We start from the raw sequence: 15,684 nt of genomic DNA, 5'->3' as shown, positions 1-15,684 counted from the left end.
CGCCGATGTCCTCTTCCCGTCCTCTCTCCGCCACGGCCGACGACGCCCTCGACGAACTGCGCGCCCTGCACAAGGAGGGGCGTCTCGCGGAGCGGTACCCACTGGTGCGCGGGCTGCTCACCGGTCTGACGGAGGCTCAGCTCGTCACCGCGGGGCGGCTGTTGGCGCGGCTCGACGCCGACGAGGTCCGCCGGCCGCACCCGTCGGTGCCGGTGGTCAACGTCGCGGTCACGGGGCACGGGACGGTCGGTGACCTGGTGCCCGCCCTCACCGCGCAGCTGGCCCGGGCGGGCCTTCTGCTGCGGGCCCGGGTCAGTGACTTCGATGCGTACGTCTTCGACCTGTCCGATCCGAACAGCGGACTGTACGCCCATGCACCCGATCTGACGCTGTGTCTGCTCGACCAGCGCATCGTGCTGGACGAGTTGCCCGTACCGTGGCGGCCGGCGGACCTGGAGCGGGTGCTGGCCGAGAAGGTCGCGCTGCTGGAGCGGCTGGTGGTGCGTTACGGCGCCACGGCGTCGGGAACGCTGGTGCTGAACACACTGCCGCTGCTGGGGTCGGTGACCGCGCAGCTGGTGGACCACGCGTCGCGGGCGGAGGTGTCCGCCCTGTGGCACGAGGCCAACGCGCGGCTGCTGCGGCTCACCGCGGAGCATCCGCACCTGACGGTCCTCGACGTGGCACCGTGGCTCGCCGCGGGGGTGCCCGCCACCGACGCGCGGCTCAGTGTGTACGCGAAGGCGCATCTGTCGTCCGGTCTGCTCGCGGCGTACGCGAAGGAGGCCGGGCACCTCGTACGGCATCTCACCGGCCGGGCCAAGAAGGTGCTGGCGGTCGATCTCGACGAGACGGTGTGGGGCGGCATCCTGGGTGACGCGGGCATCGACGGCATCGAGGTCGCCGACACCTACCGGGGTGAGGCGTTCAACGGTTTCCAGCGGGTGCTGAAGCAGTTGTCCTCCCAGGGCGTGCTGTTGACCGCGGTGAGCAAGAACGACCAGGACGCGGTGCGTGAGGTGCTGTCGTCGCATCCCCGAATGGCGCTGCGCGAGGACGACTTCGTACGGGTGGTGGCCAACTGGGACCCCAAGCACGGGAACATCGAGCAACTGGCGGCCGATCTCAATCTGGGTGTCGACTCGTTCGTGTTCGTCGACGACAGTCCTTTCGAGTGCGGTCTGGTCCGGCACGAGCTGCCCGAGGTGGCGGTGGTCCCGCTGGACACCGAACCCGCCCTGCACATCGAGAAGTTGCTGCGGGACGGCTGGTTCGACGTGCGGAACCTCACCGCCGAGGACCGGGTCCGTCCCGGCCGCTACCGCGACGAGCTGGTCCGCAACGACTTCCTGGACAGCTTCGACTCTCTCGACGACTATCTGGCCAACCTCGGTGTCACCGTCCAACTGCGGGAGACCGAGCCGCGGGACGTGCCACGGGTCTCGCAGATGACGTTGCGTACCAATCAGTTCAATCTCACCACGGTACGGCTCCAGGAACCGGAGGTCCGCGAGCTGGCCGCCGATCCGGCGTCGCGCGTGCTGGCGATCGCCTCGGCCGACCGGTTCGGCGACAACGGGCTGGTGGGCGCGGTCTTCACCCGCCAGGAGGGCACGACCACATACATCGACAACTTCCTCCTCAGCTGCCGGGTGTTCTCCCGCGGCATCGAGCGGAGCTGCCTGGCCGTCGTGCTCGAACAGGCGAAGGCCGACGGCGCGACCGAGGTGATCGCCTCGTACCGGCGGTCAGCCAAGAACGGCAAGGTCGCGGCGTTCTACCCGCAGGCGGGCTTCGCCGCGGTGACCGACGACGGGGCGACGGTCACGTTCCGTCACACTCTCGACACGTTGCCCGGACCGGCGCCCCATGTGCGGCTCAGTTTCCAGTTCAACGGCTCGAAGGGAATCCCGAGTGAACAGCTTGGCTGAATTCGTCACCCTGGTCCATGAGGAACTGGGCATCGAGGTGACCGTGGACACGGTCGGCAAGAGCTGGGACGACGTGCCCGGTTGGGACTCGGTGCATCTCATCACCCTCCTCTCCCTGCTGGAGCGGGAGACACGGCGCCCCGTCTCGTTGCCCGACATGCTGGAGGCCGGGAGCCTCAAGGAGGTCTACGACCTGGCGGGCGGCGGTCGATGACCGCCCCGTGCCTGGTACGCCCGCCCCTGGCGGACGCCGCGCTGCGGCTCGTCTGCTTCCATCACGCCGGCGGTGCCGCGTCGGCGTACCGGGGGCTGCAGGAGAAGCTGGGGCCGGGCATCGATGTGATGCCCGTGCAACTGCCGGGCCGGGAGGGGCGGGTCAGGACGCCGGTGGTCCGGTCCATGGAGGTGCTGGTCGCCGAACTCGACGTACAGCTCGGCCCGTTCCTGGACGGTCCGTATGTGCTGTACGGGCACAGCATGGGGGCACTGATCGCGCACGATCTCACGCTGCTGCGCCAGGAGCGTGGCTCCCGGCTGCCGGAGCGGCTGATCGCGGGCGCGTGTGCGGCGCCGGCGCGGGCCGGTGTGGCGGGGCTCGGGGCGCTGGCCGAGTTGGCCGACCGGGATCTGGTTCAGCTGATGCTGGCCGGCGGGGGGACGTCCGCCGTGCTGCTGAAGCACCCCGAGTGGATGAAGTGGGCGCTGGGGCTGCTCCGTAACGATCTGCGGCTGTGCGGCAGTCGGCCCGAGCGTCCCGGCGCCCCGCAACTGAGCTGCCCGGTCGATGTGTTCGCGGGGCTCGACGACTCGCTGGTCCCTGTGGACGAGGCGGCGCGGTGGGCCGACCGCACGACGGGCGCGTTCCGTTCCCACTGGTTCCCCGGCGGGCACTTCTTCACCCGCGAGTCGGAAGCCGCGTTCCTCGGCCGACTGCGGGACGTACTCGAGACGGTGCGGGCGCCCGTGTCCATGGGCGCCTTCGTGGGAGGCCGCGTCTGATCCGGCACCCACGACTGCGGCCCCCGCCCTTCCGGGCAGGGGCCGCTCTTGTGGGGGGCGCTCCGGGTCAACGGGCGCCGAGCAGCGGACTGCTCGGCCCGTCCAGGAGCATGTCCGACGCATCCTCGCCGTTGAGGATCGCCTGCTGCAGCTCCCGCAGGGAGCGGCACGGCTCCAGTCCGAGTTCTTCGTTGAGAGCGCGCCTTACCAGTTGGTAGACGTGGAGTGCCTCCGCCCGTCGCTCCGCGCGGTGCAGAGCGATCATGAGGTAGCGGTAGAAGACCTCGCGGAGCGGATACTCGACGATGAGCATCTGCAGCCGGCCCACCACCTCCCGGTGGCGTCCGAGCCTGAGGTAGCTCTCGATGAGCATCTCGTGGCACTCGACCCTGGTCTCTTCGAGCCAGGTCACATAGGTGTTGACGAGCGGGCCGTCGCGCAGGTCGTGCAGGGCCGGGCCTCGCCAGAGTGCCAGCGCCGCCTCGAGGGAGGCCACCGCATCTTCGTAGCGGCAGAGGGCCGCGTGGGTGCGTCCCTCCTCGACTTTGCTTTCGAAGTCCAGGGCGTCGACGTCGTCGGCGCCGACCTGGATCAGATAGCCGGGTGACCGGGTGACGATGGAGCTCTGTGACTGACCGGGACGGCTGAGGAACGCGCGGAGTTGAGAGATGTAGACGTGCAGCGAAGCGCTCGCCCGACGGGGCGGGTTCTCCCCCCACAACTCGGTGAAAAGCTGCCCGGTAGTGACAACCTGGCCGGACCGCGACAGCAATGCGGCCAGCAGAACCTCCATCTTGCGTGCACTGATGAATCTCATTCCATGCACGTCTACCACCCGTAATGGGCCAAGAATGTCGTATCTCAATTATCCCCCAGTTGTCGAATTCGATGAAATCGACCACGAGCAACGCTCCCATAGGCGCATCCCCCACTCAACCCCTATAACGACCCCTAACCGTGCCCCACAAGGGGTTCTTCGACAAATTCAACCGGCATGCCATGAGCAGTTAACAATGGCATGGTGTGAGCCATCACACAGCTTCATCCATATCGACGGTTACGCGCTGCAGCTCACGGCGGCCGGCGATTTCCAGCTTTCGGTATATCCGCGTTAGATGCTGCTCGACCGTGCTTACGGTCACATAGAGGCGACTCGCTATTTCCCGATTGGTATACCCGCGGGTGGCGAGAACGGCAACCTTCCGCTCCGATTCACTGAGCCGTTCCAGGGCCGCTTCTTCCTCGGCGGCCAGTTCATCACTGCCGAGTTCGAATCCGGGCAGGATCAGCGCGCACAAGGGCTCGGCGGAGCGCTCCTTGGCCAGGCGCCAGGCGCGGCGCTTGGTCATGCGGCCTTTCGCCTCGTCGCCGGCTTCCTCGTACGCCTTGGCCAGGTCGGCCAGCGCCCGCGCCAGCTCGTATCCGTCCCCGGACCAGTGCAGTTCACCGACGGCCTGCCGCAGCAGCCGGATCCGGTGGTGCTGGGCGGACAAGGCCGCCCGCAGCCGCAGCGTCATCCCGCGCACCCGGTGGGTACTCGTCTCGTACGCCTCCGACTGACCGGTGATCAGTTCGGCGGCTCGCCTCCTGTCGCCGAGTGCGAGCCAGGCCTCGGCGGCGTCGAGCCGCCACGGCACCAGGGCGGGCCGGTCCATGCCCCATTCCCTGGCGAGCGCACCGACCCGGCCGAGATCGTTCATCGCCGCGGCGGCGTTGTCGGTGGCCAGGTGATAGCGACCGCGGGCGCGCAGATACGCGAACACGTCCGCGTTCGAGAACAGCTGCTCCGGCACGGCCTGTTCCAGCAGTACGCCCGCGGCGGCGTACTGGCCCATGGCCGTGTGGGCGAGGATCCGGCTGACCCTGACCCCGACGGCGAACACGCTGTGGCTGCGTAACGACACCAGTTCCGTGGCCCGGAGCGCGTGCGCCAGTGCCTCGGGGAACGCGCCCCGGGCGAGGGCGATCTCGGCGAGGGCCGAGGCGAACAGGGTCTGCCAGCCGGGGGCGTTGCGTCGGCCCGCCTCCTTGTCGAAGCGCAGGGCGAACTCCTCCGCGGCGCCGGACCGGCCCGTGAAGGCGAGCACCTTGAGGTGGTTGACCAGCTCCGGAAGCGTGGAGTCGACGAGCGGGGAGATCCGCAGACTCCGCTCGGCGGCGGCCGCCGCCGTCTCCTCCAGGTCAGCGTCCGCCCGCAGCCACAGTGAACTCGCGGCGGACTGGGCCGGAATGAGCAGGCCCTCCTGGGACCGTCGCGGCGACGGCACGGGAGCGGCCGATGCCGTGCCGGGTCCGGCTGGAGCCGGGTGAGTTCCGCCCTGGTGCACCATGAGGAGAGTGCTCCAGAGTTCTCTGACGTACGGCTGGACCTTGCCCCGTCCGGTCGTCGGGGCGGGCTGCCGGCCGGGCGGGCCGCCCGTGGGCCGCTCCTCGGCCGGGGGCCGCTCCTCGCCGAGGGACCACTCCTCGCCCGGGCGCTTCAAGGTCATCCGGTTGAGCAGGCTGCCCGCCATCGGGGTCAGCAGGTCCGTGTGGTGGGCCCGCACCGTATCGGTCAACTGCTGCTCGCCGACCGAGGGGTTGAGCCGGCAGGTGATGATGGCGGCGCTGAGTCGGATCACCGCGCGCTGTTCCTCGTCCCCGCACTCGTGCTCGGCGAGGTTCAGCAGCAGGAGGGCTCCCTCCGCGTCGTCGTCGGCGATGGCGTGCGTGGCCGCGTCCTGAAGCACCGCGACACCCCAGGATTCTTCGGTCCGTCCGGCCGCCGTGAGATGGCGCGCGATCTCCGTGGAGTGGGCGGCGCGGGCGAACAGCAGACCGGCCGCCCTGCTGTGGAGCGCGGAACGGCGCTGCGCGGGCAGCGATTCCAGTACGGCGGCCTCGGCGATCGGATGGCGGAACCGGTAACCGTCCGCGATACCGGTGGCATTGAGTATCTGCGTGCCCTGGTGCGCCGACGCGGGCGTGACCCCCAGCAGGGCACTGAGCAGATCGAGGCCGCTACGCTCGCCGAGAACCGCCATGCCGACGGCGACGTCACGGGTCTCGGCGCCACCGCGGGCCAGGCAGGTGAGCACGGACCGGGCGAACGGCCCGCGCAGGCCGGGCTCCAGGCGTACGTCACCCGCCAGGCCGGCCGGCTGCGCGCACTCGGCGAGCAGCGCGCGCAGCAACAGGGGATTCCCACCGCTCACCGCGGAAAGCTCTCCGGCCAACTTCCCATCGGCCGTCCCCGCCGTTGGAGCTCCGTCGCCGTGCCGAGCGATCAGGTCGGCGGCGGCGCCGCAACTGAGCCTGCTGACCTGAATTCTGCGGAAATGCTGCTGCCGCCAGATCTCGGTGTGAAATGCTGTCCCCGGAAGATCAGATTCCAGGGTCTGCGCCATCAGTAATGTAATACCGTGTGGCCGAAATGCTTCCATCATGTGCAGCACCGCGTCCAGGCGTTCGGAGTCCACCTTGTGCGCATCGTCCATGCATATAACCAAGGAGCGATCGCCTAGTAGATCTTCCACATCCAGAGAAGAGCGCGGTATTTCGGCCAACTCCCGCCACGCGCTGCCGGCGGACAGTCTGATGAAGCCCGATGCGGACACCGTAAGAACTGCCGCCCCGGCGGCCGACTCCTCCGCCACAATCGCGTCCAACAATGCGGACTTTCCGCATCCGGCAGCTCCCTCGACGAGAGCCACACTCACGGTCCCCGGTGCGCCGCGGGCCATTGCCAGCCGCAACGCCTCGAGTTCCACCTCCCTCTCCACCAGCATTGCCATTCCCCCGTATCCACGTTGCCCGTCCCTATCGAACCGGACAACTGGTTCATAATTGGGCGCTGTTTGACACATGGCAGCGAAACGGACCAAAGCCCAGTCGCGTGTACGGCTTCGTCGTTTGGCCTCCGACGTGAACGCAGACTCCACCATCGCACGGCGGGGCCTGCGTTCACTCACGACGACGGTCGTGCCGCACGGTCAGGGCGCCGGTCGGACCGCACGGTCAGGATGACGGTCGTGCCCGGATGCTCAAGGCGCCGGTCGGACCGCATACCCCGGATGTCGGTCGGACCGTACGCTCAAGGCGCGGGTGGGACCGCACTCCCAAGACACCGGTCGGACCAGACCGACCGTCAGGAAGCGGGCACCGCGGCATTCTGCGGGCCGCCGGTCGACGCGGCCTGAGAAGAAGCCAGGGCTTTCTTGCGGGCCCGCGCCATGCCGAACAGGAACAGGACCACGCCCCCGGCCATCCACGAGGTCAGTACCAGGACGGGTACGAGAGCGCCGTTGCCCTCGAAGTACGCCACGGACCGCAGCAGCGTGCCGCCCGCGCCCGGCGGCAGAAGCTGGCCCAGCGTGCTCCAGCCGTCCGGAAGCATCTCCGGCGCACTGCTCAGACCGGAGAGGGGATTGCCGATGAGGATGACGAGGAGACCGCCGACACCGAGACCCGGATTGCCGAAGGCCGCCCGCAGTCCGAGGATCATCCAGGCGGTCGCGGCGAGACTCAGCGCGGCGGCGGCCGTCATCAGGAAGAGGTTGCCGTCGTCGACGGAACCGAACACGTACTTGATCATCGCGCTGAGGACGAAGCCGCCGATCACGGAGAACAGGAAGACACCGCTCACCTGCCGCCCCAGCCCTCGGACCTGCATCAGGATCAGGACTGCGGCCAGCCAGCCGCCGAGGACCATGGGCAGCGAGCCGGAACTCAGGCCGGCGCCGGTGGGATCGTCGGCGGGCAGCGGCTTCACGTCCTCCACCGCACCGGGCGGGACGCCACCGCGCAGCTGTGAGCCCAGCTCCTTCAGCACGTTGGCCACCGGCAGGCCCGCCTGGCTGGCGATGATCATCGAGGGGTCCTCGGCATCGTGGGTGACCACGGCGCCGTACACCTCGTGATCGTCGATGAGACGGCGCGCCTCCTGCGTGTCGGACACCTGGGTGATGTCGAACGCTCCAGGCCGCTCCTTCTCCAGTCGCGTACCGAGCGCGTCGGCGGCAGCCGGCTCACCCACGACCGCGATCGGGATGTCACGTGGCCCGAGGTGGATCTGGGGCAGGGCGAAGGCGACAAGGATGCCGGCCAGGAAGAGGGTGACGATGACGACCGCACGGAGGGTGACCGCCCAGGATGATGTGGGCGGCGGAGTCGCCGCACCTCCTGCCGCGGCTCCTGGAGTCGCAGCGGTGGCTGACGAAGTGGACACGAAAAGCTCCTTAGTTCACGTACGGGAAGTGCACGTAACGGAAGTTCATGTAGCGGAAGTACGTGTAGCAGAAGTTCACGGTTCGGACGGCGGCGGCCCGTCGATCCGATCGCCGGCGGCGCTCCGGAGACTGGAAGGGTTCCGGACGTTGGCAGCGTTTTGGACATTGACGGCGTCAGGATCCGGCAGACCCATGCCGACCTGCCGGATCACACATCGGAGCACCTCGGAGTAGGGGATGCCGTCCTCCGCGGTGTCGAGCCAGTGCCGCAGCGAGGCTCGTATGGCGCATACGGCGACACCCGCGGCCAGTGCGGGGTAGAGATCGTCCTGCGGATGCGTGCCGGTGCGTGCCGCTATCTCCTGCGTCAGCGCCCGCTCGATCTGCGCGTACGCCTTGAACTGCTCGCTCTCCAACGCCGGCGAACTGCGGATCAGTCGGGCGCTCATCCGCCACTCCTCCGACATCGCGTCCCGCTCCGGGATGTACAGGGCGGCGGCATGCGCGATGGAGTCCCAGAGAGGTTCGTCGTCGGGCCGGCCGGCGACCGCGTGACGAAGGCCGGCGGCCCGCGCCAGGACGAGACTGACGATCGCCTCGTGCTTGTTGGAGAAGTAGTTGCTGAAGGTCCGGGGCGACACTCCCACCGCGGCAGCGATGTCCTCGATCAGAACGCCGTCCAGCCCCCGCTCGGCCGCGAGGTGGAGAGCGGCTTCGCCCAACGCTTTTCGCGTGGCGATCTTCTTGCGCTCCCGCAACCCCAGGCCCTCGGTGTGGTCTTCAGCCATGCGGCAACGGTAGCTATGATTGTGCGTGCTACGCAAGTTTTCTCAACTAGCAATATTTCTTCCCACGCACCGAAGGCGCTTTAGATCACGGAAAGGTCCTCCTTAGCAACCCGACCGACTGTGGTCGCGACCCGGACCACTGGAGCTTCCCGTGGGCGCGCCCCGGAGGGCCTGGCCCGCCAAGCAGTCGATTCCAAGGGGCAGTTGACGCGATGACGACTGAGCAGACGAACCTTCACGCCACTGGCGAGCGGGCGGCGCAGGGCACGCAGGAGACACAGGGGACGCAGGGCACTCGGGAGGGGCAGGCCCTGGAGGGTGCGGCGTCCGTGGGGCCCGTGGCGTCCGCAGGGCCCGTGGAATCGGTGGCGTCCGTGGCGTCTGCCGCGTCTGCCGCGTCTGCCGCGAACGACCCGATCGCCATCGTCGGTCTGTCCTGCCGTCTTCCCGGAGCTCCCGACGCCGACAGCTACTGGGACCTGCTCAAAGAGGGCCGGAGCGCCATCACGGAAGCGCCGGCCGACCGGTGGGACGCCGACGCGCTGTACGACAGCGACATCACCACGCCTGGCAAGATCAACTCCCGCTACGGCGGCTTCCTCGACCGCGACAGCATCGTCGGCTTCGACGCCCGCTTCTTCGGCATCGGACCGCGCGAGGCACTCGCCATGGACCCGCAGCAACGGCTGCTGCTGGAACTGAGTTGGGAGGCGTTCGAGGACGCCCGTATCGTGCCGGATGAACTGTCAGGCAGCCGCACCAGTGTGTTCGTCGGGTCCATCTGGAACGACTTCGCGACCCTGCTCAACCGCGGCGGACTCGACGCGATCACCCGGCACTCCCTGACGGGTGTCCACCGCAGCATCATCGCCAACCGCATCTCGTACACATACGGCCTGCGGGGCCCCAGCCTCGCCGTCGACTCCGGACAGTCCTCCTCCCTCGTGGCGGTGCACCTCGCCTGCGAGAGCCTGCGCAACGGGGAGAACACGCTCGCCATCGCCGGCGGCGTCAACCTGAACCTCGCCCCGGAGAGCCAGATCGCCTCGGGCAAACTCGGCGGCTACTCTCCCGACGGCCGGTGCTTCACGTTCGACGCACGCGCGAACGGCTATGTACGGGGCGAAGGCGGCGCCGTCGTCGTTCTCAAGCCCCTGTCCCGGGCGCTCGCGGACGGCGACCGGGTGCACGCGGTGATCCGCGGCAGCGCGGTGAACAATGACGGCGGCGGCCACAGTCTGAGCTCCCCCAGCCGTCAGGGCCAGGAAGAACTACTGCGCCAGGTGTACGAGCGGTCGGGTGTCTCCCCTTCCGAGGTCAGGTACGTCGAACTCCATGGCACCGGTACGCCGGTCGGCGACCCGATCGAGGCAGCGGCACTCGGCGCCGCGCTGGGCGGCGAACGCGCGGCGGACGCGGCGCCCCTGCACGTCGGGTCGGTGAAGACGAACATCGGCCACCTGGAGGGTGCGGCTGGCATCGCGGGCCTCCTCAAGACCGTTCTCAGCCTCACCCACCGGGAACTTCCCGCCAGTCTGAACTTCGAGTCGCCGAATCCACAGATCCCCCTGGAGGAGCTGAACCTCCGGGTCCACGCCGAGCACGGCGCTTGGCCCGGCGGGGATGGGCCCTTGGTCGCTGGCGTCTCCTCCTTCGGGATGGGTGGCACGAACGCCCATGTGATTGTGGAGGAGGCGCCGGCGACTGGGGCGGATGTCGCGGGGCCTGCGGAGTTGGGTGTTGTGCCGTGGGTGGTGTCGGGGAAGTCGGCTGTGGCGTTGCGGGAACAGGCGTTGCGGTTGGGGTCGTTGGCGGGTGCTGATCCGGTGGCGGTGGGGCGGGCGTTGGTGTCGTCGCGTGCCCGGTTCGACCATCGTGCGGTGCTGATTGGTGGGTCGGTGGAGGAGTTGCTGGCCGGGGCTCGGGCTTTGGCGGCGGGTGAGCCGTCGCCGTTCGTGGTGTCGGGTCAGGTCCGGGCGGGTGCGGGGCGGACGGTGCTGGTGTTCCCGGGCCAGGGGTCGCAGTGGGCGGGAATGGCGGTGGAACTCGCCGCCGAACTGCCCGTGTTCAGGGAGCGTTTGGACGAATGTGCGGTGGCGCTGGCGGAGTTCACGGACTGGGGTCTGTGGGACGTCCTCAACGAAGCCGATGACACGGCGTCACTTGAGCGGGTGGATGTGGTCCAGCCGGTCCTCTGGGCGGTGATGGTGTCACTGGCCGCAGCCTGGGCCGAGCTGGGAGTCGTCCCGGATGCGGTCGTCGGTCATTCCCAGGGTGAGATCGCGGCGGCCACGGTCGCGGGGGTTCTGACTCTTGAGGACGGCGCCCGTATCACCGCGCTGCGTTCCAAAGCACTCACCGTACTGGCCGGCACCGGCGGGATGGTTTCCGTGCCGCTGCCCGCGGCGGAGGTCCAGGCCCACCTCGACACCCACGCGCCGACCTTGACGATCGCTACCATCAACGGGCCTGCGTCCACCGTCATCGCCGGCGACGTCACAGCGCTGGAGGAGGTGCTCGCCCACTACGAAGCTGCGGATGTGCGGGCGCGGCGTATCGATGTCGACTACGCCTCCCACACCCCCCACATCGACCAACTCCAGCACACGCTCGCTGAGCTGCTGGCCCCCGTCACTCCACAGGCGGTGACGGACATTGCGTTCTACTCCACGGTGACCGGTGAGCGTGTCACCGACACCACCACGATGGACGCCGCGTACTGGTATCAGAACCTCCGCGGGACGGTCCGGTTCGAGACCACCACCCGCACCCTCCTGGCCGACGGCTACAGGTTGTTCATCGAGTCCAGCCCCCACCCCGTCCTGACCATCGGCATCCAGGACACCACCGACACCGAGACCGCATCCGATGCCACGGTCATCGGAACCCTCCGCCGACAGCAAGGCACCCTCACCCAACTCCTCACCTCCGCCGCCCACGCCCACACCACCGGCACCCCCATCAACTGGACAAGGTTCCTCCCCAAAACATCCCAGACAGTCGACCTCCCGACGTACCCCTTTCAGCATCAGGAGTTCCCGCTCCCCTCAGGCGGGCTTGTCGGCTCCACATCTGACGGGACGGCGCCACCGGTCGAGCCGTCTGATCTCCCCCAGGACGCCCCGGACAGTGCCCCCGCTCTCGTCACCCGCCTGGCAGGGATGCCACGTCCGGAACAGGAGAAAATCCTGCTGGACATGGTCCGTTCGAGTTCGGCCATTGTCCTCGGCCATGCATCTTCGACCTCGGTGGACAACGACCGAAGCTTCAAGGAGCAGGGATTCGACTCGCTCGGAGCCGTCGAACTGCGTAACCGGATCGGAGAAGCGACAGGTCTACGCCTGCCACCCACCGGCATCTTCAACTACCCGACTCCGAACGAACTCGCCCGTCACCTGCTGAGCCGCCTGGTCGGCGGCGACACCAGCCCCCTGGATCCGCTGGTCCGACCGTCGGCCGTGGCCGATGAGCCAGTGGCGATCGTGGGCATGGCGTGCCGCTTCCCGGGCGGTGTGTCGTCGCCGGAGGAGTTGTGGCGGCTGGTCGCCGAAGGCACGGATGTCATCTCCGGCTTCCCGACCAACCGTGGCTGGGACCTGGACGGTCTCTACGACCCGGACTCGCAGAGGGCCGGCAGTACCTATACCCGCCACGGCGGATTCCTTTACGAGGCCGACGAGTTCGACCCTGAATTCTTCGGGATCAGTCCGCGTGAGGCGCTGGCGATGGACCCGCAGCAGCGGCTGCTGCTGGAGACGGCCTGGGAGGCACTGGAGCGCTCCGGCATCGCACCCGACTCACTGGTGGGAGAGCCCGCCGGGGTCTTCATCGGAACGATGGCACAGGAGTACGGTCCCCGGCTCGCCGAACCGGTCGACAACCTCGGCGGATACCTACTGACCGGTGGCAGCATCAGTGCGGCATCAGGTCGCATCGCCTATTCGCTCGGTCTCAAGGGTCCGGCGGTGTCGGTGGATACGGCGTGTTCGTCGTCGTTGGTGGCGTTGCATATGGCGGCGCAGTCGCTGCGTCAGGGCGAGAGCTCTCTCGCGCTGGCGGGTGGGGTGACGGTCATGTCGTCGCCGGGTCTGTTCGTGGAATTCAGTCGCCAGCGCGGTCTTTCCGCAGACGGTCGTTGCAAGCCGTTCGCGGATGCGGCAGACGGTACGGGGTGGGGTGAGGGCGCCGGGCTGCTGGTGTTGGAGCGGTTGTCGGACGCGGAGCGTCATGGGCATCGGGTGCTGGCGGTGCTGCGGGGTTCGGCGGTGAATCAGGACGGTGCGAGCAACGGCCTCACCGCGCCGAACGGTCCTTCGCAGGAGCGGGTGATCCGCCAGGCGCTGGCCGGGGCGGGGCTCACTGCCGCCGAGGTCGACGCGGTCGAGGCCCATGGCACGGGGACGCGGCTGGGTGATCCCATCGAGGCGCAGGCACTGCTCGCGACGTACGGGCAGAACCGCCCCGACAACCGGCCGCTCTATCTGGGATCCATCAAGTCGAACATCGGTCACACCCAAGCCGCCGCAGGCGTCGCAGGTGTCATCAAGATGGTGATGGCGATGCAGGCCGGGGTGCTGCCGCAGTCACTGCACGTGGACACGCCATCGAGGCACGTCGACTGGACGGCGGGAGCCGTCGAGATCCTGACCGAGGCACGCCCTTGGTTGAACGACCGTCATCCACGTCGGGCGGGCATCTCCTCCTTCGGCGTCAGCGGCACCAACGCCCACGTCATCATCGAGGAAGTGCCACCAGCAGAACCGGCCTCCGGGGCAACCACCCTGGCACCGTGCCCCGCTGTCGTCCCGTGGGTGATGTCGGCGAGGTCGGCTGTGGCGTTGCGGGAGCAGGCGTTGCGGTTGGGGTCGTTGGCGGGGGCTGATCCGGTGGCGGTGGGGCGGGCGTTGGTGTCGTCGCGTGCCCGGTTCGATCACCGTGCGGTGCTGATTGGTGGGTCGGTGGAGGAGTTGCTGTCCGGGGCTCGGGCTTTGGCAGCGGGTGAGCCGTCGCCGTTTGTGGTGTCGGGTCAGGTCGCGTCCGGCACGGGGCGGACGGTGCTGGTGTTCCCGGGGCAGGGGTCGCAGTGGGCGGGAATGGCGGTGGAACTCGCTGCGGAACTGCCCGTGTTCCGGGAGCGTTTGGATGAATGCGCGGTGGCGCTGGGGGAGTTCACGGACTGGGGTCTGTGGGATGTCCTGAACGAGGCGGAGGGTGCGGCGTCGCTGGAGCGGGTGGATGTGGTCCAGCCGGTCCTCTGGGCGGTAATGGTGTCACTCGCCGCAGCCTGGGCAGAGCTGGGAGTCGTACCGGATGCGGTTGTCGGTCATTCCCAGGGCGAGATCGCGGCGGCCACGGTCGCCGGGGTTCTGACTCTTGAGGACGGCGCCCGTATCACCGCGCTGCGGTCGAAGGCCCTGACCGCACTCGCCGGCACCGGCGGAATGGTCTCGGTTCCCCTGCCCGCGGCGGAGGTCCAGGCCCACCTCGACACCCACGCGCCCACTTTGACCATCGCTACCATCAACGGGCCTGCGTCCACCGTCATCGCCGGTGACGTCACAGCGCTGGAGGAGGTGCTCGCCCACTACGAAGCTGCGGATGTGCGGGCGCGGCGTATCGATGTCGATTACGCCTCCCATACCCCCCACATCGACCAACTCCAGGACACGCTCGCTGAGCTGCTGGCCCCGGTCACGCCGCAGGCGGTGACGGACATTGCGTTCTACTCCACGGTGACGGGTGAGCGTGTCACCGACACCACCACGATGGACGCCGCGTACTGGTATCAGAATCTGCGCGGGACGGTCCGGTTCGAGACCACGACCCGGGCCCTGCTGGCCGACGGCTACAGGTTGTTCATCGAGTCCAGCCCGCATCCGGTCCTGACCATCGGCATCCAGGACACCACCGACACCACCGAGACACCCGCCACGGTCATCGGAACCCTGCGGCGGCAGCAAGGCACGCTGACCCAGCTTGTTGTCTCCGCGGCCCACGCCCACACCACCGGCACCCCCATCAACTGGACAAGGTTCCTCCCTCAGTCGTCGCAAGCGGTTGATCTGCCGACGTATCCGTTCCAGCGCGAGTCGTACTGGCTGAAGTCCTCATCCCGCCTCCAGGACGCGACGTCTCTGGGCCTGTCGGGGGCTGAGCATGCGCTGCTCGGGGCGCGGATCGACCTCGCCGACACCACCACCCTCTTCACCGGCCGACTCTCCCTCAGCACCCACCCCTGGCTCGCCGACCACGCCGTGGCCGGCACCGTCCTCCTCCCCGGCGCCGCCCTCGTCGACCTCGCCCTCCACGCAGGACTCCACACCGGCCACCCCCACCTCACCGAACTCACCCTCCACGCACCCCTCATCCTCGACCCCACCACACCCCGCCAACTCCACCTCACCTTGGAACCCGCCCACGACGGAACCCGCACCCTGATCATTAACTCGCGCACCGACACCGACACGGCGTGGGTCCAGCACGCCGACGGCACCCTCACCCAGCACCAGCCGGCACCGCCCCAGCCGTCAGCGACCTGGCCGCCCCCAGGTGCCGAACCGGTCGATGTCACCGGCCTGTACGACGACCTGCACGCCCGCGGCTACCACTACGGCCCAACCTTCCAAGGCCTCACCACCGCCTGGAAACAAGACAACAACCACTACTACGCCGACATCACCCTCCCCGAGAACACCGACACCACCGGCCACACCATCCACCCCGCCCTCCTCGACGCAGCCCTCCACACCGCACTCCTCA

8 protein-coding genes and 1 pseudogene are annotated in these 15,684 nt (G+C 68.5%); 4 read left to right on the top strand and 5 right to left on the bottom strand.

The window, feature by feature from the left end; all coding sequences use genetic code 11:
* Window positions 1-5: 5 nt before the first annotated feature.
* From ACFUN8_RS27690 to ACFUN8_RS27680, 3 genes are read left to right on the top strand one after another with little or no spacing between them, the layout of a single operon-like run.
* Window positions 6-1,931: an HAD-IIIC family phosphatase gene (locus tag ACFUN8_RS27690; RefSeq protein ID WP_383643064.1), complete on the top strand. Its 1,926-nt coding sequence runs from the start codon at window positions 6-8 to the stop codon at window positions 1,929-1,931.
* Window positions 1,915-2,145, top strand: coding sequence for an acyl carrier protein (locus tag ACFUN8_RS27685; RefSeq protein WP_383643061.1), 231 nt, complete (start codon window positions 1,915-1,917; stop codon window positions 2,143-2,145). The genes ACFUN8_RS27690 and ACFUN8_RS27685 overlap by 17 nt, the downstream gene beginning before the upstream one ends.
* Window positions 2,142-2,930: a thioesterase II family protein gene (locus ACFUN8_RS27680; protein ID WP_383643058.1), complete on the top strand. Its 789-nt coding sequence runs from the start codon at window positions 2,142-2,144 to the stop codon at window positions 2,928-2,930. The genes ACFUN8_RS27685 and ACFUN8_RS27680 overlap by 4 nt, the downstream gene beginning before the upstream one ends.
* Window positions 2,931-2,997: 67 nt before the next feature.
* Here the strand turns inward: ACFUN8_RS27680 and ACFUN8_RS27675 are convergent, their stop codons facing one another.
* The 5 genes and pseudogenes from ACFUN8_RS27675 to ACFUN8_RS27655 all read right to left on the bottom strand — a co-directional run bounded on the left by ACFUN8_RS27675 (window position 2,998) and on the right by ACFUN8_RS27655 (window position 8,925).
* Entirely contained in the window at window positions 2,998-3,747 is a 750-nt protein-coding gene (locus ACFUN8_RS27675) for a BTAD domain-containing putative transcriptional regulator (RefSeq protein WP_383643055.1), read from the bottom strand.
* Window positions 3,748-3,961: 214 nt separating this feature from the next.
* Entirely contained in the window at window positions 3,962-6,124 is a 2,163-nt protein-coding gene (locus ACFUN8_RS27670; RefSeq protein WP_383643076.1) for a LuxR C-terminal-related transcriptional regulator, read from the bottom strand.
* A 192-nt stretch (window positions 6,125-6,316) separates the two neighbouring features.
* Window positions 6,317-6,652, bottom strand: a pseudogene (locus ACFUN8_RS27665) (AAA family ATPase); the annotation flags it as partial.
* 404 nt (window positions 6,653-7,056) lie between these two features.
* The gene (locus tag ACFUN8_RS27660; protein WP_383643052.1) at window positions 7,057-8,136 is read right to left on the bottom strand and encodes an ABC transporter permease; all 1,080 of its coding nucleotides are present in this window, start codon (window positions 8,134-8,136) and stop codon (window positions 7,057-7,059) included.
* 75 nt (window positions 8,137-8,211) lie between these two features.
* Window positions 8,212-8,925, bottom strand: coding sequence for a TetR/AcrR family transcriptional regulator (locus ACFUN8_RS27655; protein ID WP_383643049.1), 714 nt, complete (start codon window positions 8,923-8,925; stop codon window positions 8,212-8,214).
* A 212-nt stretch (window positions 8,926-9,137) separates the two neighbouring features.
* On the opposite strand from ACFUN8_RS27655, the gene ACFUN8_RS27650 reads away from it, so the two are divergent.
* Window positions 9,138-15,684: type I polyketide synthase (locus ACFUN8_RS27650; RefSeq protein WP_383643046.1), on the top strand; the 6,547-nt coding region annotated here is incomplete at its 3' end.

The sequence above is a fragment of the Streptomyces sp. NPDC057307 genome (assembly GCF_042667665.1).
Lineage (GTDB): Bacteria > Actinomycetota > Actinomycetes > Streptomycetales > Streptomycetaceae > Streptomyces.
Note: the sequence above shows the minus strand (reverse complement) of the source record. Positions and strands in the feature narration are given on the sequence as shown.

Excerpts from the sequence above, each read along its gene's own strand:
- ACFUN8_RS27655 (WP_383643049.1), bottom strand. The coding sequence starts at position 8,925 with ATGGCTGAAGACCACACCGAGGGCCTGGGGTTGCGGGAGCGCAAGAAG.
- ACFUN8_RS27680 (WP_383643058.1), top strand. The coding sequence starts at position 2,142 with ATGACCGCCCCGTGCCTGGTACGCCCGCCCCTGGCGGACGCCGCGCTG.
- ACFUN8_RS27690 (WP_383643064.1), top strand. The coding sequence starts at position 6 with ATGTCCTCTTCCCGTCCTCTCTCCGCCACGGCCGACGACGCCCTCGAC.
- ACFUN8_RS27675 (WP_383643055.1), bottom strand. The coding sequence starts at position 3,747 with ATGAGATTCATCAGTGCACGCAAGATGGAGGTTCTGCTGGCCGCATTG.